Annotated in this window: 21 protein-coding genes; 10 read left to right on the top strand and 11 right to left on the bottom strand. The window is 39.7% G+C overall.

Annotated features, from left to right (window positions below; genetic code table 11):
• Window positions 1-38 precede the first annotated feature (38 nt).
• The 3 genes from IQ264_RS06105 to IQ264_RS06095 form a co-directional block, all read right to left on the bottom strand.
• On the bottom strand, window positions 39-6,737 hold the full coding sequence (locus IQ264_RS06105; RefSeq protein ID WP_193979591.1) for a translocation/assembly module TamB domain-containing protein: 6,699 nt from the start codon (window positions 6,735-6,737) through the stop codon (window positions 39-41).
• A 253-nt stretch (window positions 6,738-6,990) separates the two neighbouring features.
• Window positions 6,991-7,383, bottom strand: a complete 393-nt coding sequence (locus IQ264_RS06100) for a type II toxin-antitoxin system VapC family toxin (protein ID WP_193979589.1) — start codon at window positions 7,381-7,383, stop codon at window positions 6,991-6,993.
• Between the two features lie 2 nt (window positions 7,384-7,385).
• On the bottom strand, window positions 7,386-7,616 hold the full coding sequence (locus tag IQ264_RS06095) for a DUF2281 domain-containing protein (protein WP_193979587.1): 231 nt from the start codon (window positions 7,614-7,616) through the stop codon (window positions 7,386-7,388).
• 291 nt (window positions 7,617-7,907) lie between these two features.
• Between IQ264_RS06095 and IQ264_RS06090 the strand changes: the two genes are divergently transcribed.
• From IQ264_RS06090 to IQ264_RS06060, 7 genes are all read left to right on the top strand, one after another.
• Entirely contained in the window at window positions 7,908-8,333 is a 426-nt protein-coding gene (locus tag IQ264_RS06090) for a DUF3110 domain-containing protein (protein ID WP_193979706.1), read from the top strand.
• Window positions 8,334-8,347: 14 nt separating this feature from the next.
• A complete protein-coding gene (gene murQ, locus IQ264_RS06085; protein ID WP_193979585.1) occupies window positions 8,348-9,268 on the top strand; it encodes an N-acetylmuramic acid 6-phosphate etherase in 921 nt (306 codons plus the stop codon).
• Between the two features lie 185 nt (window positions 9,269-9,453).
• Window positions 9,454-10,992: a site-2 protease family protein gene (locus tag IQ264_RS06080; protein WP_193979704.1), complete on the top strand. Its 1,539-nt coding sequence runs from the start codon at window positions 9,454-9,456 to the stop codon at window positions 10,990-10,992.
• A gap of 91 nt (window positions 10,993-11,083) precedes the next feature.
• Window positions 11,084-11,860, top strand: coding sequence for a PIN domain-containing protein (locus IQ264_RS06075; protein ID WP_193979583.1), 777 nt, complete (start codon window positions 11,084-11,086; stop codon window positions 11,858-11,860).
• A 143-nt stretch (window positions 11,861-12,003) separates the two neighbouring features.
• Window positions 12,004-13,632: an FAD-dependent oxidoreductase gene (locus tag IQ264_RS06070; protein ID WP_193979581.1), complete on the top strand. Its 1,629-nt coding sequence runs from the start codon at window positions 12,004-12,006 to the stop codon at window positions 13,630-13,632.
• A gap of 13 nt (window positions 13,633-13,645) precedes the next feature.
• Window positions 13,646-14,032: a VOC family protein gene (locus IQ264_RS06065; RefSeq protein ID WP_193979579.1), complete on the top strand. Its 387-nt coding sequence runs from the start codon at window positions 13,646-13,648 to the stop codon at window positions 14,030-14,032.
• A gap of 621 nt (window positions 14,033-14,653) precedes the next feature.
• A complete protein-coding gene (locus tag IQ264_RS06060) occupies window positions 14,654-15,157 on the top strand; it encodes a hypothetical protein (protein WP_193979577.1) in 504 nt (167 codons plus the stop codon).
• A gap of 122 nt (window positions 15,158-15,279) precedes the next feature.
• Here IQ264_RS06060 and IQ264_RS06055 read toward each other — a convergent pair whose 3' ends face one another.
• The 4 genes from IQ264_RS06055 to IQ264_RS06040 all read right to left on the bottom strand — a co-directional run bounded on the left by IQ264_RS06055 (window position 15,280) and on the right by IQ264_RS06040 (window position 18,924).
• Window positions 15,280-17,412 (bottom strand): glycoside hydrolase family 10 protein, encoded by a 2,133-nt coding sequence (locus IQ264_RS06055; protein WP_228061323.1) that lies wholly within the window; start codon window positions 17,410-17,412, stop codon window positions 15,280-15,282.
• Window positions 17,413-17,829: 417 nt separating this feature from the next.
• Window positions 17,830-18,309, bottom strand: a complete 480-nt coding sequence (gene msrA / locus IQ264_RS06050; protein ID WP_193979575.1) for a peptide-methionine (S)-S-oxide reductase MsrA — start codon at window positions 18,307-18,309, stop codon at window positions 17,830-17,832.
• A gap of 24 nt (window positions 18,310-18,333) precedes the next feature.
• A complete protein-coding gene (locus IQ264_RS06045; RefSeq protein WP_193979574.1) occupies window positions 18,334-18,738 on the bottom strand; it encodes a hypothetical protein in 405 nt (134 codons plus the stop codon).
• Window positions 18,739-18,783: 45 nt separating this feature from the next.
• Complete coding sequence (locus IQ264_RS06040; protein ID WP_193979572.1) at window positions 18,784-18,924, bottom strand: hypothetical protein; 141 nt, start codon at window positions 18,922-18,924, stop codon at window positions 18,784-18,786.
• Here IQ264_RS06040 and IQ264_RS06035 point away from each other — a divergent pair.
• Window positions 18,923-19,855: a hypothetical protein gene (locus tag IQ264_RS06035; RefSeq protein WP_228061322.1), complete on the top strand. Its 933-nt coding sequence runs from the start codon at window positions 18,923-18,925 to the stop codon at window positions 19,853-19,855. The genes IQ264_RS06040 and IQ264_RS06035 overlap by 2 nt on opposite strands.
• Window positions 19,856-19,861: 6 nt before the next feature.
• Here the strand turns inward: IQ264_RS06035 and IQ264_RS06030 are convergent, their stop codons facing one another.
• From IQ264_RS06030 to IQ264_RS06015, 4 genes are all read right to left on the bottom strand, one after another.
• A complete protein-coding gene (locus IQ264_RS06030; RefSeq protein ID WP_193979570.1) occupies window positions 19,862-20,380 on the bottom strand; it encodes a DUF29 family protein in 519 nt (172 codons plus the stop codon).
• A gap of 6 nt (window positions 20,381-20,386) precedes the next feature.
• Entirely contained in the window at window positions 20,387-21,583 is a 1,197-nt protein-coding gene (gene coaBC / locus IQ264_RS06025) for a bifunctional phosphopantothenoylcysteine decarboxylase/phosphopantothenate--cysteine ligase CoaBC (RefSeq protein ID WP_193979568.1), read from the bottom strand.
• Between the two features lie 118 nt (window positions 21,584-21,701).
• Window positions 21,702-21,914, bottom strand: a complete 213-nt coding sequence (locus IQ264_RS06020) for a DUF2555 domain-containing protein (protein WP_193979566.1) — start codon at window positions 21,912-21,914, stop codon at window positions 21,702-21,704.
• Window positions 21,915-22,161: 247 nt separating this feature from the next.
• Window positions 22,162-22,791, bottom strand: coding sequence for an alpha/beta hydrolase (locus tag IQ264_RS06015; RefSeq protein ID WP_193979697.1), 630 nt, complete (start codon window positions 22,789-22,791; stop codon window positions 22,162-22,164).
• A 566-nt stretch (window positions 22,792-23,357) separates the two neighbouring features.
• Here IQ264_RS06015 and IQ264_RS06010 point away from each other — a divergent pair.
• Window positions 23,358-24,608 carry a vWA domain-containing protein gene (locus IQ264_RS06010; protein ID WP_193979564.1) on the top strand — a complete coding sequence of 417 codons (1,251 nt, stop codon included), beginning with the start codon at window positions 23,358-23,360 and terminating at the stop codon, window positions 24,606-24,608.
• Window positions 24,609-24,692: 84 nt separating this feature from the next.
• Window positions 24,693-26,213 carry a bifunctional phosphoribosylaminoimidazolecarboxamide formyltransferase/IMP cyclohydrolase gene (gene purH / locus IQ264_RS06005; protein ID WP_193979562.1) on the top strand — a complete coding sequence of 507 codons (1,521 nt, stop codon included), beginning with the start codon at window positions 24,693-24,695 and terminating at the stop codon, window positions 26,211-26,213.
• Window positions 26,214-26,297 lie beyond the last annotated feature (84 nt).

The following is a 26,297-nucleotide window of genomic DNA, read 5'->3' as shown; positions in this document are numbered from 1 at the left end:
CAAATAAAAGGACTAAAGTCCACACAACGAACCGAAGACTAAAATCTTTTTTGAAACTCAAGAACTGCCCTAGTATCACCAGAAAAATCGGTGGAACCGCGCAAGGTAAATTCTGGATTAAAACGATAACGTAAACCAAACTGAGTTGGTTGAGATTCAGTTAAAATTTGCAGGACTGAGACTGATAAATTATTAGTAATATCAACCCCAAATTCTGCGGCTAAACCTAATACTGAGTCACTATTTTCTTTTCCAGAAGTTATTGCTGTTGGGTAGATGCGAAACTCGCTTAACCCCAGTCTTTCGCCAAGATCGCCAAAAAATCCTTCTAAACCGGGTAAAATTACAGAACTAGCAAGTCCGGCTAACCCGGCAACACCACCCCCACCTTGACCGAGATTATTAATAAAACTACCACCAATTAAAGCCACAATTTCTGATTCAGTGCGGGGAGGATCGCTGGTTAGTTCAATAATTTGAGATGTTGCCGTATTAGATTCAGGATTTACACCTAATTGACTCGCCCAGCCATTAACAGTTGCCCTTACCCTGACTGATTGTAAACTGCCCATACCTGTAGCGGGAATATCACTAACTTCTGAACTAAAAGCTGGTGCAGGTAAGCGAAAACTAGTTACTTCCGAAACGTTAGTAATCAATCGTACATTTAAAAAGGGATTGAAACCTCGTTCGGGAACAAACACAGCCACATTTTCGTAACCGCGTTCTAGTCTAAAGCGGGCGGCAAATAAGTTTACTGAACCTCGTCGTAATGCGATCTGACCTTCTGGGCGGGGCTTATCGAGAGAACCGTCAAGTTTTAGAGTACCGCTACCTCGGAAGGCGAGAATTGGTTGTAAGGTAATATCAACTCGATCGCTTAATCCAATTTGGAAATTGTCAAATTCAATAACTAAAGTTTGACTGGGGGGTGCTGTTTGGGATACAGTGGCGACGGTAGCGGGAGTTTGCGGTAAAGAAAGTTGACCATCAAGTAAGTTTACTTGTCCACCAATTTGCGGATTGACTGCTGAACCCACTATAGTTACTCTACCATCAACCAAACCTCCATACAATCCTCTCAGGTTAATTCTCGCTTGGTCAAGGGTGATATTGAGAGGATTTTGACGGGCTGGGTCTTGAGAGTCTAAAGGTGTGAAAATGGGAATGGTTCCTTGGGCTATTACTTGTCCTTGCTTGAAGTTACCTGTAAGATTTTCTACAGTGATGCGATCGCCCTCAAATTGGATAACTCCTTTCACATTATTCAAATCTTCTGCCAGTAATTGACCGCCAAGAGTAGCATTTTGCAAGTTTACAAATCCCTTTGGTACTGGACGTTCTAAAGTTCCCCCCACTGTTAATTGTGCTTGTCCCGTACCATTTACCCATCGCACTTGTTGATTTGTCAGCAGGCTAATTAATGCTAATCCCTCGTTTTGGACATTGACACTAAGACTAATTTCATTGCTAGCTGGCGAGACTTTGGCAAAGGGTAATTTCAAAGGAACACTACCAGCAATTACAATTGGTTGTGGTGGATTGATTAATACTTGAGAATCAAGATTTAACCGAGCATCTTGATAGCTAAAAGTCGCTAATGCGGATTCGATCTTTGTACCATCTACAGTGCCATTTTTAACTGTTAATTGACCGCTAGCATAAGGGTTATTTAAATCTCCCCTGATATTAACTGTTCCATCTAGATTTCCGGTGACATACACAGGTAACTGTAAAATATTGTTGACTGGTTCTAAGGGGAAGTTTTGGATTTGTAATACTCCATCTTGTTTATCCATTCCCAAAGTTCCCGTAAATGCTACGCTTCTATTTTGGGATGCTAATTTTAAGCTTTGAACATTCAAATTACCCTGATTATAAGTTCCTTGTGCTAGTACCTGTTCAACTTTGTAATTACCTAATAACCAATTATCGCCTTGGAGATTAAAACTAGCTTGAATATCTCTGGGTAAAGTTCCTGCAAAATCAACAGTCCCGCTAAAATTACCCTGCAATTCTGTAATATCTGGTAATGTGTTAGCTCTTTGTTTTTCTGCTAGTTCTTGTTGCTGTAAAGAGATAATTTCGGCAAATCTTTGGAGTTGCGTCCTTAAAGGAGCATTTGGTATTCCTACTGGGATAGTTGGCACATTAGCGGCGCTACCAATGTTTCCTCCTCGATTACCAAAACCTTGTAAATTAAACCAATCAACTGCGGCTAAAATGTTTTGAATTTTGCCTTTCTCAACAGTCACTTTTCCTTGGACTTGGGGAGTTTGAGTTAACAGTTGAGTTGCTCTACCACTGAGGGCATAAATACTTTCACCTTGTTGTAATCGACTGTTAATTATTTCTAATGTTCCGTTAGCGTAGCGGAAATCAGCTATTAGAGAATCTGCTTGTAAATCTCCGATTCTGGGTTGTGCGATCGCAACATTTCGCCCCTCTACACTTAATGTATCAAAATTAATCGCCAAATTTCCTGAAAGGTTTCCGCTAACTTGTTGAGTAGCTATATCTGGCGGTAAATTGACAAAATTTTGGGCTAAATTTTTCACCGTTGCTACAGGCACATTTGCCAAATCTAACAAGAATAAATCGCCCTGTCTTCTTCCCTGTGCTAAAATGTCACCCCGGCGGAATAGTAAACTTTCAGGTTTGTAATTTGGGTCTAACTGAACAGCAATTTGGTCTTGTTGTCCTTGCAATTGTAAATTTATTCCCCTACCCGCTGTTGCAGTAATATTCCCGCGCAAATCTGGGTCAAATTTAAACTCACCAACTACTAAATTTTGTAATCCAACTTGACCATTTATATTTAACGCATTTAACTGACCTGAAATTTGCCCATTAAAATCAACTAAACCTGCTATAGCCACATTTTTGGGTAACGCTACTGGCAGAGTTTGTAAATTAAAATCTTCCGCTTGAACATTTAAATTCAGGTTAGCAATTTGCGGTGTATTATTTCGGTCAAAACTCGCTGTAACTGTTCCACTTGCATTAAGTCCTGGTGCTGTCGCCTGTTTAATTTCTAACTGTTGACCATTCCATTGAAATGCTACACTTAAAGGACGATTTAAATAAGGTGTTTGGGTAAAGTTTAAATCACCAATTGCTTGAATATCTGTTAAAGGCGAACCCTTTGGTTGAGTTAATGCAGCTAAACTTCCTCCGACTCTTAAATCACCACTAACTCCACCTTTTAATTGTTGAGAAAACTGATTTAATTGCACTTGGGCTAAATTAACAGCAGCCGCCCAACGCCCTTGGGTTACTTGTGCTTCTTTAATATCAACTACACCACCAGCAATTTGTAATCTTCCCCTACCAATTGCCTCAATTCCTGATAGCGGAGTATCGGTTTTCTGGGTCAAACTGGCAACATTTCCCGATGCTTGCAATTCCCCAGTAAATATTCCTTGAAACTGCGGCGGTACTTGAGGTAAACTTGCTAGTTGTAAGCGGTTAGCATCCAAAGCTACTTGCCAGTTTCCTTGATTTAACGTTGCTTGGCGTAATTGAACTGTGCCACCATTGGGAATGGTTAAAACTCCTTGGGCGTTGGCTTGAATTTCCGCAAGAGGAGATTGATTTGATTTAGTATTCGTTAATGAATCCAGATTTCCCTCTGCTTCTAATTGTCCGGTAAATGCACCTCTAAATCCTTGGGGAACTTGCGGTAAAGCCGCCAATTGAAAATTATTTGTATTAACTCTGGCGAGGAAGTTGCCTTGATTTAATCGCAACTGTTGTATTTGTAAATTTCCCGCACCAATTCGCAGATTTCCTGTAGCGTTGGCTTCGATTTGATTCAACGGAGATTGGGCATTTTTGGCAGTTAAATTATCAAGATTTCCCCTGGCTTGTAATTCACCGCTAAATATACCTTGAAAACCTTTTGGTACTTGATTAAATTGCGATAATTGCAGGTTGTTTGCTGTTACTCTTGCTTGGAAATTTCCTTGATTTAATTCAACTTGTTGCAGTTGTAAATTTCCGGTGGGAGTTTGCAAAGTCCCTCTGGCAGTCGCTTGAATTTGATTCAAGGGAGATTGAGCATTTTGGGCTGTTAAATTGGCTAGATTTCCTCTGGCTTGTAATTGTCCATTAAATGTACCTTGGAAATTATTTGGTACTTGGGGAAAACGCGCTACTTGAACGTTATTTGCATCAACTAAAGTTTGGAAATTCCCCTGATTTAATTGGAATTGGCGCAGTTGCACATTTCCGCCAGCAAGTTGTACGTTTCCTTGTCCAGAAACTTGTATTTGATTCAGGGGAGATCGATCTTTTTGGGCGGTAAGATCGTTTAAGTTTCCAGCAACTTGAAATTGTCCGCTAAATGCGCCAACTGGTAATTCTTTTGGTACTTGAGGAAGACGGGTTAATTGCACTCCTGAGGCTGCAATAGTTGCCAGGAAATTACCTTGATTTAGTTCTAAACTGCGAAGGTTAACATTACCGCCAGCAACTTGAATATTTCCCGAACCTACAGCTTTAATATTATTAGTATCAGTTGCGTTTAAATTACCTGATAAACGGAATTCTCCGTTAAAAGGTGCTTGTAATTCGCGGGGAACTTGGGCTAATTGTCCTAAGTTAATCCTGTTAGCTCTAACTGTAGCATTCCAATTGCCATCATTCAATGCTGCTTGCAATATTTGGGCATTTCCACCTGCAATGTTTATGTTTCCTTGTCCAGTTGCTTGAATATTTGTTGTGGGGGCGTTGAGATTTCCGGCTACGCGGAATTGTCCGTTAAAATTGGATCTAAATTGTGGGGGAACTTGGGGGAAAAGTGCTAGGTTAATGCCGGAAGCGTTGACTAAACCTTGCCATTTTCCTTGGTTTAATTGTGCTTGGCTAACGCGAATGTTTCCCCCTGCTACTTGCAAGTTTGCTTGGGCGGTTGCTTGAATATTTCCTAGTTGGAAAGAGTCAAGATTTCCGGCTAAGTTTACGGTTCCGCTAATTCTTCCTTGGCGGATGGATGGGGGAATTTCTGGTGGTTTTTGTTGTTGGTTTTGGTTAGTTGATTGAGTAATTGCTAAGATGCTATTAACTGGCAGTTGGGCGGCTTGCACTGTGGCTTGCCAACTCCTATTCGCTATTCTGGCTGATGCTTGAACATCGCCGCCTGGTACTTGGGCGATCGCATTATTTAAGCGAATTTCGCCATTATTAACTGTTACTTGTCCGGTTAAAGGATAGGTGGCTTGGGGTGCTTGAAAATTCGTGGCGATGCGAATATTATTTAAAGGGCCAGAGACTTGAGTTTGGGCATTAACATTGCCAATATTGATGTTAGCCGGAAGATTGACGTTGTAGATTTTGGCGATCGCATCACCAGGCAAATTCTGCGCTTGTAAATCTAACGCTACTGCCCCAGGTTGACCTAATTTAGCATTACCTTTACCTGTAATTTTTCCCCCAGCCATTGGGGAAATTTGAATATTAGAAATTACTAATTCGCCTGTTTGGGGTGCGAAAGCAAAGTTAGTGCTAATATCCCGAAAATTCAGTTTATCAACTTGGGTTTGTTTAGTTGTATTAACTCGTCCTAAAATAGTTGGAGATTCAATAGTTCCAGTTACTTTTGTGGCTAATTTGATTTCCCCTATCACGGGAACTGGTGGTTTAACTTTGAAAGTTTGCGTCAAGTTTGCCACATTAACATTAGGAACTATAACATCTAAATTTAACCCTTTATCTAAATCAGCACTTCCCCCAAGTTGAACGGGAATTTGTCCTAAAGATGTCGAGAAATTATTTAAGTTTAATCCTCTGCCAGTAAAGTTAACTACCCCATTAGTATTAATAATTGGTGCTGGTAATTGGGGACTGGTGACAGAAACATTTTGTAAACTGGCAACTCCCAAAACAAAAGGTTTTTCTTGGGGATTATATTTGACTGTTAAATTACCGTTGACTTGACCTGCGATTAAATTAGCATTAGGAATTTGAATTAAGCGATCGATCTCTTGAACCGGAATATATTGTGCTTGTACTTGAGCATTTAACTGTTGAGATGGTAATAAAAATTCGCCATTAGTTCTAAAAGTAGCTGGATTAGTCTGAGATGATTGATTATTAGTTTTTTGGGCAATTTGCCCTTCAGCATTAAAGCGAAATCTTTGACCCTTATCTAAAAAGTCTACAGTCGCAGAAATCGGATTAATATTAACTGGTACTCTGGGATTAGTTAATTTCGCTTGGGGAAGTAGCACCACATTAGCATTACTAACCCGAATTGAATCTACATTAGTAGTAATTGCCCCTTTTGCTTCAGATTGTTTAATTTGGGTACTAATCCAACGTCCATCAGGAGTTTGTTCAATAAAAACATCAGGATTAACTAAAGTAATATCGAGATTTAAAGTTCTGGTAAGAAGTAATTGTAGAGGATTAAAACTTACATCTACTGCTTGGGCGGAAGCGCGATCGGTATCTGTCGCCGTTGGCGGTACACTAGAAGGGCCAAACCGTAAACTATTTAACGTAAAATTTTCTAACTTGCCCAGTTTTACAGGTCTTTGTAGCAGATCGCTAACATTTTTTTCCACCAGCGGTGCTAACTCTCGGTTAATAAAAACCCACGCCCACCAAGCACCAGCCAGCACACCAATCAGTACAACTATACCAAAACCAAGCCCAGCGCGACTTAGCCACAACAGCCACACACGGCGATTTAGATTTTGTTCGGTTTCGTTATCCGAATTTGGGGAATTTGTCATTTCAACCTCACACCTGACAAGCTAAGCGGTTGTCTGAAAATTTGTAATTATCGTCGCTGCTGCAACTAAAGTCATTGGCTATACAGACAAAATCTGCCCTTCACAGGTTCCAAAATTCTCCTATTCTAAAAGTCCGTGTCAAGCAGACGAGAGTTTGTATAGTCGCAGTTTTAACCGCCAGAATCTTTTCAAACATCCTTTAAGATAGCACCAGAATTTAGCTGAACAGCATTTTATACCACTTCTGCACAATTCATGGATTAAATGGTAAAAGATTTATATCTTGAATAAAGCGATAATCACTCTGATTTTTACTTAACAGAGGGTACCCTGTTACTAAAGCTGTCGCAGCAATTAACGCATCAGGAATTAATAAACCATGACTCAAGCGATATTGAAGTAACAATTTAACCGCTTGAGTTGAAATAGATTCATTAATATGAATTACTTCAAATCTACGCAAAAAACGCTCTAGAATCTGTTGTTCAGATTTATTCCTACATCCAACCATTAATTCCATTTGGGTAATAACGCTAACAGCTAAAGAAGCGATCGCTGCGGTATTGTCTAATAAAGCGATTGTTCCTTCTATGCCGCGACTAACATCAATCAAAACATCCGTATCAATCAAGATTCGCTGACTCATTCTCACTCCCGCCATTCCTGTTGGCGAGTGTGACGCACCCAAGCACTACTATCGCTCATTTCTTCGCGCTGCTGCCACATCCCAACAAACGGTTCATCACGCCAATTTTCTTTAATTGAATGGTTAGTAACTTCAACCTTTTGGGCTAAAAATTCGGCAAAATCTAATACTTCTTGTTGCTTTTCTACAGGTAAAATTTTCAGCTTTTCTAAAATAGCGTCTTCAATATTCATTGCTTTCTCTCAACTATGAGAAATCTTTAACCTGTTATCATACGTCGAGTGATTGAATTAGCCAAGAGACTTTTGGCAGAAGTCAAGGACAAGGGGACAAGGAGACAAGGAGACAAGGATACAGGGGGACGAGGGGAAGTATTGGCAGGTTTTACCAATAATTTATGGTTTGTCAAGAAAGTTAATTACTAAACCCGCCCCTATAATTCAAAACTTGACTAATTACCAATAAGATCGCCCTTGATTAGTAATATAAATAACTGATGAGCGCAAAAGTAAAGTGTAATGACCATGCGTGTATTCGTTCTATTATTCAATGCTGGTACAGACAATGAGGGAATCCACACCCTTCAGATTGGCGATCGCAATAAAGTGCTGATGTTCGAGTCAGAAGACGATGCTACCCGCTATAGTTTGATGCTGGAAGCCCAAGATTTTCCAGCTGCATCGGTGGAATCAATGGACGATCGCGAAATTAAGGCGTTTTGTGAAAGTGCTGATTATGACTGGGAACTAGTCCCAGACGGCGCTTTAACTCTACCTCCAGATATGAACGTCGAAGAAACTGATTGGCAAATAGATGATGAGTTTGATGATGAGTTTGATGATGAGTTCGATGAAGAACCAGATTTGGCTGCGTCAGAAGAATCTGAAGCATCAGAAATGTCAGATGCAGAATTGGATAAGATTCGCCGTAGGCTGGAAGGATTACTTTAATTTTGTGAGATGCAATGAAACAATTAGAAGAACGTGGTCATCTTTTGACTGAACAGATTAACCCGAATAGTCAAAACTTAGATCAGTTAAGTTGTTTGGAATTGGTGGATCTGTTCAATCAAGAAGATCGGCAAACTATTGCCGCGGTCGCTAAAGCCCGTCTCCCCCTCGCCGAAGCGATCGACACCACAGCCAAATCTTTACGCCAAGGCGGAAGGCTGTTTTACATTGGCGCAGGTACTAGCGGGCGTTTGGGCGTTTTAGATGCAGCAGAATGTCCCCCCACCTTTTGTACACCTCCAGATTTGGTACAGGGAATTATCGCTGGGGGTGCAGATGCTTTGGTACGGAGTTCGGAAGCTTTGGAAGATCGGGCCCAAGATGGCGCAGCTGCGATCGATCAAAAAGAAATCACTCAGTTAGATGTAGTAGTGGGAATCACTGCTGGTGGAACTACGCCCTTTGTTCACGGTGCCCTGCAAGCTGCCAAAAGTCGCGGCGCTACTACTATTTTTATCGCTTGCGTTCCTCAAGAACAATTTAGCTGCGATGCTGATATTGACATTCGGTTGTTAGTTGGGCCAGAAATTTTAGCAGGTTCTACGAGATTAAAAGCCGGAACAGTGACTAAAATGGCTTTAAATATTCTCTCCACTGGAGTAATGGTACAGTTGGGGAAAGTTTACGGCAATCGCATGGTCGATGTCGCAGTTACTAACAGTAAATTGCGCGATCGAGCTTTGCGAATTATTCAAGACCTTACCGATTTAAACAGAGATGCTGCTGCGAATTTACTAGAACGCAGTGGCAAAAATGTCAAATTAGCCTTACTAATGCACTGGACAGGATGCGATCGACAACAAAGCGAAAAACTTTTAATTGACAATCAAGGAAATATCAGACAAGCGGTACAAAACTCTCAAAACCAACTTTGAAATTTACATTTTTAACTGTTATGACCAAACCTGGATTATTGGATACAAGGCAATGAATTAAGACAAATCTATTTTAGATCTTCGAGCCAGTAGATTTTTTTGATTTCCCATCCATAAATCCGAAATCAAAAAAATCGTCCATATAAAATCATTTGAACTTTTCTTAAGGAGCAAAAATTTTGGAAATATTTACTGCATCAGAAACTTCTGTAATAGCATTAATTTTGCTAGTCGCTTTAGGAATATTAACTTGGGGATTTTATCGGGCTAAACCCTTTGGTAAAGTAGGTATTTTAGCCTGGTTACAATCAGTGGTATTAATGGCTCCTTGGCTGTTATTCTTTGGGTTGTTTGCCGCAGGAATTTATCTTAACTTAGCTGCTATTTTGTTGCTGTTGGTAGTTTCAACTGGGTTATATATTTTCTTGGGTAGACAACTCCGCGCCGCTGGTCAAGATGTGTTACTCCGAGAAAAAGCTGCGAAGATGATGCAAGCGAATCAAGATTCTCAACAAGCACCAGCAGAAAAGTCTCCCGAAGTAACTGAATCAGACAATGGTAAGGGGAAGACAGAATTATTGGGAATTAAACAACCAATTCCGATTCCTGAGCAAGATTTGAAAGTAATTCAAGGAATTTTTGGCATTGATACATTTTTTGCCACAGACACAATTCCCTATCAAGAAGGAGCAATTTTTAAGGGAAATTTGCGCGGCGAAGCTGAAGCTACCCATAATCGATTATCTGCTGCTTTAAAGGAAAGATTGGGCGATCGCTATCGGTTATTTATGATCGAAAATCCCGAAGGAAAACCCACAATTGTAGTTTTACCTAGCAGCAACGACCCGAAAACTTCTACTCTAAGTCAAAAGCTTTTAGCTGTGATTTTGCTGGTAGCTACTATAACAACCTGTTTAGAAACAGCTGGTTTCTTCTTGGGTTTTGATTTTTACAACAACTTGAGCCGAATTAATGAAGTTTTACCGATTGCTGTAGGAATTTTAGTAATTTTAGCTGCCCACGAAATCGGTCATTGGGTAATGGCTAAACGCCATAATGTTCGCTTAAGTTTCCCTTATTTTATTCCTGCTTGGCAACTTGGCTCTTTTGGTGCAATTACTCGCTTTGAATCTATTTTACCTAACCGCAAAGTAATGTTTGATATTGCGTTAGCAGGGCCAGCCGCCGGGGGAATAGTTTCTTTGTTAATGTTAATTGTTGGCTTAACTCTTTCCCATGAAGGCAGCTTTTTCCAAGTTCCAGCACAGTTTTTTCAAGGTTCAATTTTAGTCGGAACTTTAGCCAAAGTTATTTTAGGTTCAGCTTTACAAAAACCTTTAGTTGATGTGCATCCCTTAACAGTAATTGGTTGGTTAGGTTTAGTAATTACAGCCCTGAATACCATGCCAGCGGGACAATTAGATGGGGGTCGAATAGTTCATGCAATTTATGGGCGGAAAATTGCTTCTAGAGTCACATTAGCAACTTTTATCTTTTTAGCGATCGCTGCTTTTGCTAACCCCATTGCCATCTATTGGGCGATCATTATTTTGTTTCTGCAAAGAGATTTAGAACGGCCCAGCTTAAACGAAATTACCGAACCAGATGATGCTAGAGCAGCATTAGGTTTGTTAGCCTTGTTTTTGATGATTACCGCCTTAATTCCCCTGACTCCCGGAATTGCAGGAAGGTTGGGAATTGGTGGCGCAAATAATCTATTTTAGATGATCGATCGGGAACAGTTAGCGATCGAACAATTCCTGACCAAAAACAATCTAAAATCTAAAATCTAACACCTAAAATCGTGTAAAGGTCATGGCAACAACACCGCCTATAGCAATTCTTCTCGACCTCAGTTCCATTATGGGTAGCAGCATCCGCGAATGGCAAGAATATTCCCGCATTGGCAACTGCTACCTCCCCCAAATAATCTATGAAGAAATCGAATTTCTCACAGGTCGCGCCCCAGAACCAAATTTGGAAAAAACAGCCAGAGAATTTACTCGCTTTTTTCCCGAAAGTGGTTGGCAATTAACCAATGCCCACGCCGTTCATCCCACAATTAATCCCGCTGCTGGACAAAACTTAAGCAAACAAGCCAGACTAGTAGTATCTGTAGCTCAATGTATGTACGGTTTCGCCCAAGAAAACCCCGATAACCTAGTAGTTTTCGTCTCCAATTCTCAACCAATTCTCCAAAGAGTCCCCGGTTTAAATCAACCCAATCTTTGCGGCATCACCACAGCAGCACTATTACAATGGGTACGCACAAAACAACGCCCCCCAGCAGTAACTCAAAAACTAGAAACCTTTAGTAATTCTGAAACATCAGCAACAGTTTCTCAACCAAAACCTACGGCAAAAAACCCGCCTCCCGCAAATTCTCCCGCAATGACAGGTCCTGCTTCAGCCGCCCAAACATCAACCAGACAAAGGTCTATTAGCAATAATTTACTCACAAAAATAGTTGGTACTTTAGTAAGTTTGCTCATTTTTGCTGTCTTAGGTTTAACAGCATGGCGCTTTATTCAACCCCAAAGTTTTAATCAATTTTGGCAAAAAACTGGCTTACCTGCACTTCCGGGTAAGTAGATTGTTAATCACTTAAATTACTGGTTGAGGCAGCAGAGGAGCAGGGGAGCAGGAGGGCGGGGGAGAAAATTTGAAAGTTTTTCCGAAATTCTAAATTTAAATGCGGGGCAGTGACCCAACCTTGTGAATAATTACTTCAGTTAATGGGAGTACTTAGCTTGATTGATATTAATTCTTTGCTACGAATTCAATCTTCCACCAGTGGAGTGCGTACCTACGATATTATCGGTTTTGGTGATGAACTTCCTGGGGTATTTGCTGTAGTTGCTGCTGCCAGAGAATACCGTCGCCGTACTAACAAATATCCCAGAGTTCTTTTACTATCCAAAGGTGATTTACAAGCAGGCATTGGCGGTCATTTAATTAGAGGCGGACTTGCTTGTTTAGATAGAAGTCAAATTGAGCAATCATTGCGCGATTCTCTTGGTTTAGATACCTTTGGCGACCCCCCTGCTATTTACAAGGAATTTTTGCAAAAAGCTGGTGTTCGTGCAGTTTCCCTTGACCCAGCTAAAGGTAATGCCGTTCTCAGACAAATGCTAACCGAAACTCATATTGATTTCATTAGCAATGTGGGAATTAAATTTGTTAATAAACAAGCTGATAAATTGGTTAGCATCACCACTTTTAATAACGAAACTTTTACAGCCAAACAGTTTATTGATGCTACCGTCAATGCCGAACTAGCTCAAGCAGCCGGAGTGCCAAAACTAAAGGGTTTTGCAACTTTTGGTTTACCTGAATCTGAATTAGCTGTTAGCTTAGTTTTTGAAACTCAAGGACTTACAGTTACCGAACTAAAAAATTTTGAATTACAGCTACTAAAACGCTTTACTAACTTCGCGGATATAGAAGCTCAAAAGTGGTTGTGGACAGCGGCGGGAAACAATGACCAGGTAGTACAACAGCTGCGAAAAGATATGGTAGATGCTAATGGAAAGTTGAAAACTCTTTGGGTAGGAACTGATGATATTGTAATACGTTCACCCGCCCTTTCTGTAGCTTACCATTCTTTCCGCAACTTAAAATTTTCTCTCTATGAATCGGGAATGGTTTTTGATAAAGCAAATATCGCCATTCTTCCCGGAGGAAGACTATTTTGGAATTCCCTGTTATTTGCTGTAACTGCTTCCACAGCAGAAGCTTTAGCTAGGGGTGGTTCTAAACCAAATTTGCCAATGTTGTCAGAAATGAATTACTTGGAAAAATGGTTTAAAAGTATTGGTGCTAGTGATTTAATTCCGGCTACTGAACTTTATATTAGACACGCTGGGAATATTACTAATGTTGTACAACCTCTTGATGGTACGAATATGTTAATGGGAGGTGTTTCTAGTAATGAAGCTTTGGGTACTTTTGGCTATCATTTTGATGTTCGCGGTGGAATTAAAGGCATTGGTGAAAAAGCTTATGCAAAGGGTTTTACCCAACTTGGTTTTCAGATACCCATCTATAATGTAGGTTTTCAACATTCATTAATCAAGAATGTGCGTAACTTAGCAGTTGTTAGTCCGGGTTCTGGTTTTACTGGTATGGCTCCAGGTTCGGGTAGAATTGTCGAATATAATTCTGGTGTCGGTCAAGCTTTAGGTATTGCTGCAACGATCGCGTTATTAAGTAACAGAAATTTGGCAGATGTGAAAAATCGAGAAGTTAGACAAGTTTTAGCTGAGACTAGACGTTTACCTCGCATTTTTGGCATTCCTAAAATTGCTGAGGCTACCAGGTTAGGCGAATTTGAATCTGCATTGGGTAATGTTTTTATAGCTTAATTTTTTAGCAATTATGAAAACTACAGGCTTTCACCATGTCGCCATTATTTGCTCAAATTACGAAAAGTCGAAAAATTTCTATGTGGATGTTTTAGGTTTTTCGGTAATCGAGGAAACTTTTCGGGCCGATCGTAATTCCTATAAGTTAGATTTGCGTGTTGGAGAGTGCGATCGAATTGAGCTTTTTTCTTTCCCTAATCCTCCCCAAAGACCTAGCAGCCCTGAAGCTTGTGGATTGAGACATTTGGCTTTTCAAGTGGAAAACCTTGATGCAGCTGTGGCTAATCTCCAATCTCAAGGTGTACCAGTGGAAAATATTCGAGTTGATGAAATTACTGGTAAGCGATTTACTTTTTTTAAAGACCCAGATAATTTGCCTTTAGAAATATACGAAAAGTAGTTGGTCAGAAAATTTTGGCTAGTTGGGAACAGAAGCGAAAAATATTGCTGTGTGGTCTGTGTAGGTTGTGCTAGCAAAAACACCTTTATTTTCATCGCTGAGAAAAAACAAGCTATACGATCGCTTTCTTCAATTTTCACGTTTTTGTTGAATCCGCACGGAGAATTTGGTTACACGAAATTATGTATTGACAAAAAAGCAAATATATAGTAAGCTCTCTCTTTTTATTAATTATTGATGGCAGTTAAATTAACATTTTTTATTATTAAATGTAAGCTTTTTGACACTAATTTCCGTATTTTCTAGGTGTAAAAAGATTGAAATAACAAGCAAACTATTAATATTAGGATTTTGGTAATGTTTCCTCAAAAACCAACCTTTTGCGGAGCTATTACTATTGGGGTGCAAGTGCTTACCTCTTCTGGAAGCCTTCTGTGATGCCAGTGCGACTCTTAGACTGAATCGCGCCGCGCTCCATCAAGCTTAAAGCTATATTGCAACAGCATTACAAGCACAGAAGATAAAAAACTATAAAAGTTTTCTGGAGTTCTAAAGAATAGGGGTGTAGTCTCTACCTTTGAGAATGCTCTTTGTTAACGCCATAGATTCCCCAAGCTTGCTATGGAAAATACAATTAATACTGGCGCTATTAAAGCAACGTTTAATAAAACCACTAAAACGACTAGACAACCAAATCCCTTTGTTTTAGCTTTAGTGTTCACAACTGTTTTATGCTTTGCTGTTAGACCATCAATTACCAGGAGTAATAAGGTTGTTGTTGCTCCTGATGCTTCACCAACAGCTTTATCTGAGTCGGTTGCTGATGCGGTTGTCAAAGACTTGTCTAAGCGATCGGGCTTACCAAAATCAGAATTGAAGATAGTTGATGCTCAACAATTGATATTGAGCGATCGTTGTTTAATTAGCAAAAACTCTAATTTCCTCTGTGTTGAATCAGAAATACCAGGGTGGCAAATAACTGTAGCCAGCGGAAAAAAACGTTGGGTGTATCACACTAATAAATCTGGTTCAATGCTGAAACTAGATAACGGCAATGTTACACCCAAACACAAAACTCAAAGAAACACTTTTGCTAACAATATCTCATCAGTTGGTAATGGATAGAAAAGCAGAAGGCAGAAGAGGTGGGGAGGTAGGGAGGTAGGGAGGTAGGGAGAGTTGTTGATGTAAATTTAAGGAACTCCCCCCATCTCCCCATCTCCCCATCCCCTTTTCCTCCTGCTCTCTCAAAGAGAAGGTTTCCAACCAACAAAAATATTAGGTCTTGGCATCTTATTTGGAAATATATTTTGTAAAGCCGACTGTCTAAGTGCAGGCGGTTCTTTCGTTAGATTCCACAAACTTTCATAGAAAAAGAAAGAAACTCCCGAAAATCCCCAGTTGCGAGCAACTTCTACTTGTTCTCTCACTTGTGACATAGGAATAGCTTGCGGTTTTACTCCAGTCATAATACCAATAGCAACAGGAATGCGCTGTCTCGCTGCTTCCACTTCAGGACGTTCTATTTCTTCAATAAAGCGATTCAGGTCATTGCGATAAACTTGTAAAACTAGTTCATCAATTAATCCTTGTTCTCTCCATGTTTGCCAATCAGCCAAATAGTATTTGTAGGAAAATTCTTGAGGATTGGGAGATACAGAAATCACAATTTTGGGTTTACGTTGTTTAATTGCTCGTTGAATTCGCTGCATATATTGAGTAATTTTATCTGCTCTCCAACGAACCCATTCAGGGTCTTGAAAATCATCTGGCGGAGATTGTCCAGCGTGTTCTTGTTGATAAAGTGCAACAGTAAACTCGTCGTAGCCTAATTGTGAAGGGAAACCAAAATGGTCGTCAAATTGAATGCCATCAACATCGTATTTGGTGACAATTTCTAGGATTAAACTTTCAATAAATTGCTGCACTTGTGGGTGGAAAGGATTCATCCAAACTCTTTGATGTGGCCCTTCAATCCAAATTTGACTACCATCTCGACGTTTGAGAATCCAATCAGGGTAAAGTTTGGCTATTTGAGAATCTGCTGGAGCCATAAAACCAAATTCAAACCAAGGAAGAACAGCCATACCTTGTTTATGTCCTTGGGTGATTACTTCCTGCAAAACATCTCGCTCTGTGCCTAATTCGGGGTCAAGGTTTTCGTCTGTTGGTGTAACTAAACGTATCGGACTTCCTACTATTGGTGCTGCTACTTTGCTGGGATAAAGTGTGTAACCCCAATTCCAAACGGTGGGATACAATGTGTTGAAATTTAGAGATTTTAATCTAGCGATCGCATCAGAAAGCCTATCTTTATAAAAGAGAACATCGCTATCAACATTTGTCAGCCAAACACCTCGCAATTCTGTTGTTGCTTGTAATGTTTGAGGGGTAGGTTTTCTAATTATAGCTAAAGAATTTTGTGGCGCTGTTGGGGCAACCATTGAATTTGTTGGCGCAGCAGTTGTTGATGTTGCAGCAGTTCTATTTATATTAGTTTGAGCAGTAGGCGTTCTAATAGAAATTGACGTTGGAGATGTGGTTTCAGAAAGAGTTGATGATGTAGAAGTAGTCGCGGAAGTTGGGGATAAAGTAGGTTTTTTCTCTGTAGTTGTTGGGGTAGTAGTTGAGGATAGATTGGGGTTTTTTTCTGTGTTTAGTGTGGTTTGAGGAGTTTGATTCCCGACTGCGGTTGTAGTTGTAGCAGGAGAACTAATTCTGGCAATGTACTGTTCAGGAATTAGTTGTGGATTTCCCAATGCTTGACATAAAAAGCTGGCTACTTCTGCACGGGTAACTAGTTGATTTGGTTTGAGTTGGCGGACGTTCGGATAATTGACAATTAGTAGTTTTTCACTAGCAGCCGCAATAGCAGTTCTAGAAGTTTTAGGGATTTCTTGTGCATCGTCAAAAAGTTCTTTTAATGTTTTCTCAACTGGTTTAGTAGGTGAATATTTTAAACCATTTACCAAAGATAGTAAAACTTGTTCTCGCGTCACTCGTCGCAGGGGATTAAAATTTTCACCTATATAAGCAGAAAGAAATCCTGTTTGATAAGCTTGTCGAATCCCATTAACTGCCCAATAATTTGAGGGAATATCAGCAAATCGAATTGCATTTCTAGTTACAGGTTTGTTAGGAAAAGCTTTAGTAATTATATTAGCAAATTCGGCTCTATTTACTTGCGAATCGGGATGAAAATTGCCATCTTCGTAACTGGTAATAACTTGCTTTTGCACAATTTGTTCGATGCAAGGTTGTGCCCAATGTCCTTGAATGTCAGTAAGTTTTGTTTGCGAGTAGGATTTGCTGGGTATTAACACCACTACTATCATACTCAAGGCTATTAATAGGGGAAACCATCTGCGTTTTTTCAACATATTTTTCACTCCGCGCACACCTCATCGAAAGGAATTTTCAGGTAATACTTACAGTTTCAGAAACGGGGTTTTTGCACCCAAAAAACCCTTTCTCAGCTTGTGTTGAGAATCATGCTAGTTCTTAGTTACAATCGACTTGAGAGTTGGATAACTTGGTTGGTGTAATGGGAAACAATCAGTAGATTACCATTAAAAGTTTTTTAGTAAGCAGAAAATTTTGATTCTTGGCTAAAAAACCTTGGCTATAGCAAAGGTTATGATCCTGAGATCTAACTCAAGTTGCTAGTTACAAGTCTGTCTCTTTCTTAGCCCCCCTTTTGATCCCCCCTCCGCCCCCCTTAATAAGGGGGGAACTCCGAAAGAATTAATAACTAGCGACTTGCGTTATCTAGAAATATTCAACTACTCAGCTTAAATTTATAAAGCTTGGTAATTACTGCTTTTTTGCCTTTTCTTGGCAAAATATTGTTGGTGTTCTTCTGCTGCTAAATAAAATTCCCCAACAGGTTTTATTTCTGTGACAATATCTTTATCATATTTCCCGGATATTTGCAATTTTTGTTTAGAGGCTTGGGCAGCAGTTTCCTGTTCTGGGGTATGAAAGAATATAACAGATCTGTATTGTTCGCCTCGATCGGGCCCTTGTCGATTTAATTGGGTTGGATCGTGACAATTCCAAAATATTTCTAATAATTGATTATAAGTAATTTGTGACGGGTCATACTCGATTTGTACTGATTCTGCATGACCCGTAATTCTAGCACAAACATCTAAATGACAAGGGTTAGGAAAATGTCCACCTGTGTAACCAACTGCTGTGGAAATAACGCCTTTAACTTGACGAAAAGTGTCTTCAACTCCCCAAAAACAACCAGCAGCAAAAGTGGCTTTTTCCATGTTTTTCTGTTTTAGCTAAAGTAATTATAGAATATGAGAGCGATCGCTTTCCGTAGGCGTAGGTACAATCTTGTTCGCTTCCAGACAACGCTTAAAGGCGACTTCTGCTTCTGTCGGATTCGGGTTATCTGTCGCTTTTAGAGCTCCCACTAAGCGATCGTTTCCCATTTTATCTAAAGGTCTGTCTAAATTGGCAGTGCTACTATTATTTCCTTGGTCTAAATATTTTCTGCATTCAGCAATAGCGTCAATCCGTTTTATCCTAGCTTTAGAAACGTTAGAATCTCCTTGAGTGAGATTAGTCTCTTCGTGAGGAGTATTAGCCGCTGCGGTTGCAGTTGGTGCGTTGAACATCCAAATGTTAATAAGCAACAATCCGGTGACAAATATTTGGCAAATCAGCCGCCAAGTTTGAGTAACTTTAATCACTTCAAGTCCCTTAGTTTCTACCTGATGTTTACTCTGACATCTTAATTAATCGGCAATTCTCAGCCATACTCCTTGGGGAGGAATAATTTCCGGGAACTCAGGAATGGGGTGATAGCGTCTAGAGTTTGTAAGTAGACGAGTGATACATCGCCAACTTACATAATTAAAACTTTTCCACACTACCATGAAACATTTTACTCATCAATTTACAACAAGTCCCACCATTAAAGGGCGCGTTTTCCCAACTTTTGTATTAGCTGCAATCTTTTCTTTAAGTGCCAATTTAACTATGATTAATTCTGCTGCTGCTTACTCAGAAAGTAGTGAGCAAGTTAATAGCGAATTTGTTAATACTAGAGGCACTTTTGTTAGCCAAAATCAATCCAATAGTTTACCTGCTACCGTCGCTAATGCTGTCAAAAAAGACTTATCTAAACGTACCGGAATTCCTCCCGGAAAGCTGAAGATTACTGATTATAAACAAGAAACTTGGCCTAATGGTTGTTTAGGTATTGCTGAACCCGATCAAATATGTACTCAAGCATTAGTTCCTGGATGGCGAATTACTGTAACTGATGGTCAAAAAACTTGGGTGTATCGTACTGATAATAGTGGTAGAAATATCCGGTTAGAAACTCAGAATATCTCTTTGAATTCTTCCAAATCATTGCAATTTATCAGTAATGAAACGCTGATTGCTGCGACTCCTAAACCATCACAAATTCCTAGCAGCGAACTACCACCAGCTTTAGATAAAGGTATAATGTTTCAAGCTATTTCTAGTGGTGGTTTTGCTGGACGTACTTATCAAACTACTTTAATGAAGGATGGGTCATTAATGCGAGTGAGAATTGGCGATGCTAATGATTCAGAACGCAGCGTAAAAAAAATTTCTCCTCAACAATTGCGCCAATTTCAAAAATTATTAAACCGTCTGCCATTGTCGCAATATAATGGTTTGAGTTACCCTGCACCAAGCGGCGCTGCTGATTATATTACTGTGACTTTAATTAGTTCATCTGGTACTGTTCGTTACGCTGATATTGTGCAAAGTGAATTGCCGAAATCTTTGCGAGAAGTGATCCAAGCTTGGAATCAAATAACTAGTACAAGATAAATCATATTATTCTCTACCTTCCAGCCAATCTTCACCACCAGGTAACTGAATTAAATATCGATCGATAATATCGGGTAAAGCGGTTACTGAATGCTCATAAGTTAGCATAAGTAACTGTTTTGCTATGTTAATTAATTGGATTTTATCCAGCATATTTGAAAGTTGCGCTGGTTTCAATTTCCCATTTAACACTTCTACACTTGCTGGACGAATTGCATCTGATACTGCTTCTTCTAGCATTGATTCCCACTCATCTTCTTTTACGTAACAGGAAGTTTTGTTTTCCTTTAAATTTAGACGTTTAATTTGCACAACAGAATCAGAAATTGAAGCAACCCAAGAATTGGTTAAACGCTGTTCAATTTGGTTTTTAATCAAATGAATCATTATCCGATCGAGAAAAGATTGGATATTACGTAAAACTGCTAGTTTACTCATTCCTTCCAACTCATCAACAAGTGCCAAAGCATCTTCGTAACGACCTTCAAGGATGCTATTTCTTAAATCTGTGAGTTCCTGCGTCATAAAAACCTAGCCTAACTCTTGAACGAAATCATACAAAAGATGCGCCATTTCTAATTTAGAACATGGGGGAATTTCTACTTGTCTACCTTGAGAATCTAATAAAATTGCTTGGTTGTTATCACTGGCAAAACCACTGTTTAATTTATCAATGGGATTAGCTGCGATCGCATCCAGTTTTTTCCGCTTTAACTTCTCCAATGCAGGTGTTACAATATCCCCAGTTTGAGCCGCAAAACCAATTAACTTTTGATGAGGTTGTTTTAAATTACCTAACTGGGCAACAATATCAGGCACAAACTCCAAATCTAAAGAAGTAGGAAGAGATTTTTTCGGTAACTTTTCACTGGCATAATTAGCAGGTTTCACATCTGCCACCGCTGCTGACATAATAATTAAATCAGCACTAGGAAAAGAGTCTAACATTGCCTTTTGCATTTCGGCGGCGCTAGTCACTCCCACGCTTTTTACACCTAATGGAATTTCCCCATTTATTGGTGCGTGAACTAACGTAACTGATCCACCTCGATGCAACGCTGCTGTTGCTAAAGCTAATCCCATTTTGCCAGTCGAAGGATTCCCAATAAATCGCACTGGATCTAAAAATTCTCTCGTTCCACCAGCACTAATTAAAACTCGTTTTCCGGTTAAATCTTTCTTGCCTTTAGTGTGTAATAAACTTTTAATATATGCGATAATTTCTGAAGGTTCAGCCATGCGACCGTAACCAATGCGATCGCAAGCTAAAATCCCCGCCCCTGGCCCTACACTATGATATCTTTGGTTTAGAAAAATCTCTTGCCAATTGCGCTGCACTGTCAACTGTTCCCACATATCCGTGTTCATTGCAGGCGCTAACAAAATTGGACAAATAGAAGCCAACACAGTATTAGTTAATAAATTATCAGCAAAGCCATGAGCGAGTTTTGCTAAACTATTCGCAGTCAAAGGCGCAATAACAAAAACATCCGCCCATTCACCTATTTCAATATGTAGCGGACGACCATGATTTGATTGCCAAAAATCTCGATCTGTAAAAGCGGGATTTCGAGAAAGAGTAGCTAGGGTCAAGGGTGTGATAAATTCACAAGCCGCAGCAGTTAAAATAACCTTTACCTCGACCCCTGATTTTGCCAATGCAGAAACTACTTCGCAGACTTTATAAGCAGCAATTCCACCGCCAATGCCAATCAGAACCTTTGCCATTTTAGATTGAGGAATTTAGATGTCAGTAGAAAGGCGTAAATAAATAGAAGTATGTCAGGAATAGTAAACTTAACTAAAACCCTCTTCCCTTCTGCCTTCTACCCTCTGCCTTTCTTTCTCAGGCTTCATCATAAGCTTCCATATCTAACAGATGAATGTAAGGTTCAATTAACTCTGGACGCTGAAAGGCGATCGCCCTTAGCAGATGCCAATCATCCAGTCCTTCAAACACATTAATGTAATCATCCTGCTCTAAACGTGCCGCTAATTCAGCTACATCTGCTGGAGTCATAGCAGCTATATCGCGCTTCACAATGCTTGCTGTTGTCATCTCTCGGCACCTCCCGTCCCAGCGTAGAGTCAATCAATCTTAGATTTTAGATTTTAGATTTCGGATTTCGGACTGATTAGATCACTTAAGGGTGAACCATATAGTCACAACAATCTGCAATCTGCAACCTTCCCTCTAAAAAATTGGTCAACTGGTGAAAATACAGTTACCGCTACTATCTTACCCTTACCTCAGTATGCGTAAATAATTACCAATTATTTGCAATAAGGCGCAGATACCTTTTTCCTCAAGCTTTAGAGCTTTCCACAGACATCACCTGCAACACAAAACTTCGCATTAAGTTAAGGACTGCTGGTATAACTTCATGCGCCATATTAAACTCTTGATACTGCACCGCTACCCCTAAATTCGTTAATGTATCCCTGGCATTTTGACCAGCAGTTATAGGAACAATTGAATCCTTTGTCCCGTGAACAATCAAGGTTGGCGGAAAAGCATCAGGTTTTATTCCCTGAGTAATCGGATGCAAATAGCCACTGAGACTAACTAAACCAGCTAACGGTAATTTTAATCCCACATCCAGCGTCATCGCCCCGCCCTGGGAAAATCCACTTAAAATAGTGCGCGACAAGGGAACACCAGTTTCACTCTCCAAAGCAGAAAGCCAATCTGTGAGAAGTTGGCGACTCTCTTGTATACCCTCATTTCGCTGAAAGTCGTACCAAGCCCTTCCCACTGATGAATAAGGGTGGGGAAAGGGGGCATTAGGAAAGAGAAACTGATAATCCGGTAAGTTCAAAAAAGGTGCTAAGTCAGCTAAATCTTCTGCATTGGCACCCCAGCCATGCAAAGCGACAATCACCCCAGTCGGCGCTTGTCCGGTTGTTGGTGGAATGGAAATTACTTGAAGAGACAGAAGTTTGCTCCTAAATTCAGACTAACGCCTTTGATTTTAGACCAAGAATTTTCACTACATCTTGCATCAGCAGAGGTAAATTAAAAATTTTACTTATAAAAATTGAGGGGTTTTAAGTGAAAGGTTTAGGCGATCGAATATTTTTATTTTTACAATATTATTAAATCAATCTTAAGGAACTCACTTACGTAAATTCACTTAACCCAGACTTTTATGAAGATTCAGTGAAGTTTCTTGATGTAATGTATCTTTCTGAATATTTTTTTGTAAAATTGACCGTAGAAATACGATGAACTAGCCAGTGAAGCCTCTTTCCTGTAGTGAAATTATACGGATTTCACTAGTCAGTATTACTTATCAGTTTCAGGTGGTAAATCTACTAATGATTGCTGAAGCAATATATGTCTTACAGCAATATATTGCGATGATTTCTTTAATGGGAATTTCTAGAAAATTAAACATATTTTCCTTAGACTTCTCAATTTATTTGGGTAGTTTCTTATATCTATTGCTGATATTCTTGTTTCAATTTATCTTTACCTTTCGTTTCCAATGGAGTTCGGTGGATGCAAGTACCAAAAATTGACTTAATTCCCTTACGTGCTGCTATTTGTTCAGACGTACCATCAGATTTGGATGTTCTAATTAGAATTATCCCGCCTGCACCTGAAAAAGACTTACAAAGACCACCTTTAAACTTATGCTTAGTAATCGATCGCTCTAGTTCCATGAAAGGGAGAAAAATCGATTATGTGAAAAGAGCAGCTTGTTATGCAGTACAGCAACTTTTAATTACCGATCGCGTGAGTGTAGTAGTATTCGATCGCGCAGTTTGTACCCTAGTAGATAGTACATTTGCCGTTGACAAAGCTAATATTATTCATCAAATTCAACAAATTCAACCAGGATATGGAACTGCTCTACACGCAGGTTGGCAAGCCGGAGCAATCCAAGTTATTAAACATCTTAACTCCCAACATTTAAACCGAGTAATTTTACTTTCAGATGGCTTTAGCAGCATTGGCGAAAACAATCCTTATGTCATCGCTACAGATGTTTATGGTTTAGCACAACATGGCGTAAGTACAACTACAATGGGTGTCGGTAATCATTATGATGAAGACTTACTCACCTCAATGGGAAAACGCGGAAATGGTGGCTACTATTACATCCAATCTCCCGAAAAATTGCCCATTATTTTCCGCACTGAATTACAAGATTTAATGGCAACAGTAGGACATACTGTTAGTTTAGCGATCGATCCGCAAGGAGCCGTAGAAATTGAAGACGTACTTAACGATTTAGAAACAGATCAAAGAGGCAGATTTCAGTTACCAAATTTAATTATGGGTAATCCAATGGAAGTGGTGGTAAAATTGCAAGTTCCACCAGTACCACAAACTACAGACTTGTGCTATTTCCGCTTAAATTGGAAAAATCCCAAAGAGGAAGAACTGCAAAAAGTTTGGACAAGTCTGCGCTTACCTGTAATTAATTCAGCATCAATAAGTGAATTTCCTCCCCATTTAGAAGTCCAACAAAGAACATTATTAATGATGGTAGCTAGGGCGAAAAAAGAAGCAGTACGCCATCTCGATCGCGGCGATTACGACAAAGCAAGTAAACTACTCAAAAATGCTAGATCACTAGTATTAAACGCCCCTCAATCACCATTACTAGATAAAGAAGCTCAAGCATTAGCTAACTTGGATGCAGACTTACAAGCAAGGCAATTATTAAAGTTACGCAAACAAGCAAGCTTAGAAACTTATGACATTACCTTAACAAATCCCCGCATCTTAGACGACATTTTCTAACATTTAATAAATTAATAACTTTCTAATTCCCGGTTATCAGGTAAGATCGCTAATGGTCAATCAGCGATAGGAAAATTTAAGGTCATGGCGCGTCTAGCACTGCTGAGTACCTCTGATAAAACGGGATTAGTAGACTTTGCTCGAATTCTTGTCGAAGAATTTCAATTTGATTTAATCAGCAGTGGCGGAACCGCTGTTACTTTAAAAGAAGCAGGTTTACCAGTCACAAAAGTTTCTGACTATACAGGTTTTCCCGAAATTTTAGGGGGAAGAGTCAAAACTCTCCACCCTCGAATTCATGGAGGTATTTTAGCTAGAAAAGATTTACCAGAAGATATTAACGATTTAGAAACTCACCAAATTCGCCCCATAGATTTGGTAGTAGTCAACCTTTATCCTTTTGAACAAACTATTGCCAAACCTAATGTAACTTTAGCAGAAGCAGTGGAACAAATCGATATTGGTGGCCCTGCAATGATTCGCGCCGCCGCGAAAAACTTTGCTCATTTAACAGTATTATCGAATCCCGATCAATACCACAATTATGTAGAAGAATTGCGGCAAAATGGAGAACCAAGTTTTGCTTTTCGTCAAGCTTGTGCATTAGCAGCATTTAGACATACTTCTACTTACGATTTAGCTATTTCTAATTATTTAGCAACTGATGATTCATTTTTTAATGTTTCAGGAAAACAGTTGCAACCCCTCCGTTACGGGGAAAATCCTCATCAACCAGCTGCATGGTATCAAACAGGAACCGTTGCTACTGGTTGGACATTTGCTACTAAATTACAAGGTAAAGAATTAAGTTACAACAATTTAGTAGATTTGGAAGCTGCTAGAAGAATTATTGCTGAATTTAGCGACACCCCCGCCGCCGCAATTTTAAAACATACTAATCCCTGCGGTGTAGCTTTAGGTAATAGTTTAGCTGAAGCTTATGAAAAGGCTTTTAATGCTGATGCTACTTCGGCATTTGGCGGAATTGTAGCTTTAAATCAACCAATTGATGCAGCTACAGCGACAGCTTTAACCAAAACATTTTTAGAATGTATAGTTGCGCCAAGTTGTGAACCAGCAGCACAGGAAATATTAGCAGCAAAATCTAATTTGCGCGTGTTAACTTTAGCAGATTTGAAAACAGGGCCAAAACAAACAATTAAGGTAATAGCTGGTGGTTTGTTGGTGCAAAATTCCGATGATGCTCAAGAAAATACTAGTGAATGGAAAGTGGTGACAGACAAGCAACCAACTCCTGAAGAATTGGCAGAATTATTGTTTGCTTGGAAGGTTTGTAAGCACGTTAAATCTAATGCTATTGTAGTCACAAAAGACCGCACTACTCTTGGTGTTGGTGCAGGTCAAATGAATCGCGTAGGTTCGGTTAAAATAGCTTTAGAACAAGCCGGAGAAAAAGCCCAAAATGGTTTCTTAGCTAGTGATGGTTTCTTCCCCTTTGATGATTCCGTAAGAACCGCAGCAGCAGCGGGAATTAAGGCGATCGTTCAACCTGGTGGAAGTCTCCGCGATAATGATTCGATAAAAGCTGCTAATGAATTAGGTATAGTCATGGTATTGACAGGTATCCGTCATTTTCTCCATTAGCACTACTAGAAGAAGGCACAAGGCACAAGGCACAAGGCACAAGGCAGAAGTAAAAATTCTCCTTGTCCCCTTGTCCCCTTGTCC

This window comes from [Phormidium] sp. LEGE 05292, from assembly GCF_015207735.1.
Lineage (GTDB): Bacteria > Cyanobacteriota > Cyanobacteriia > Cyanobacteriales > Aerosakkonemataceae > Floridanema.
The sequence above is the reverse complement of the archived record's forward strand: the minus strand, read 5'-3'. Positions and strand labels throughout refer to the sequence as shown.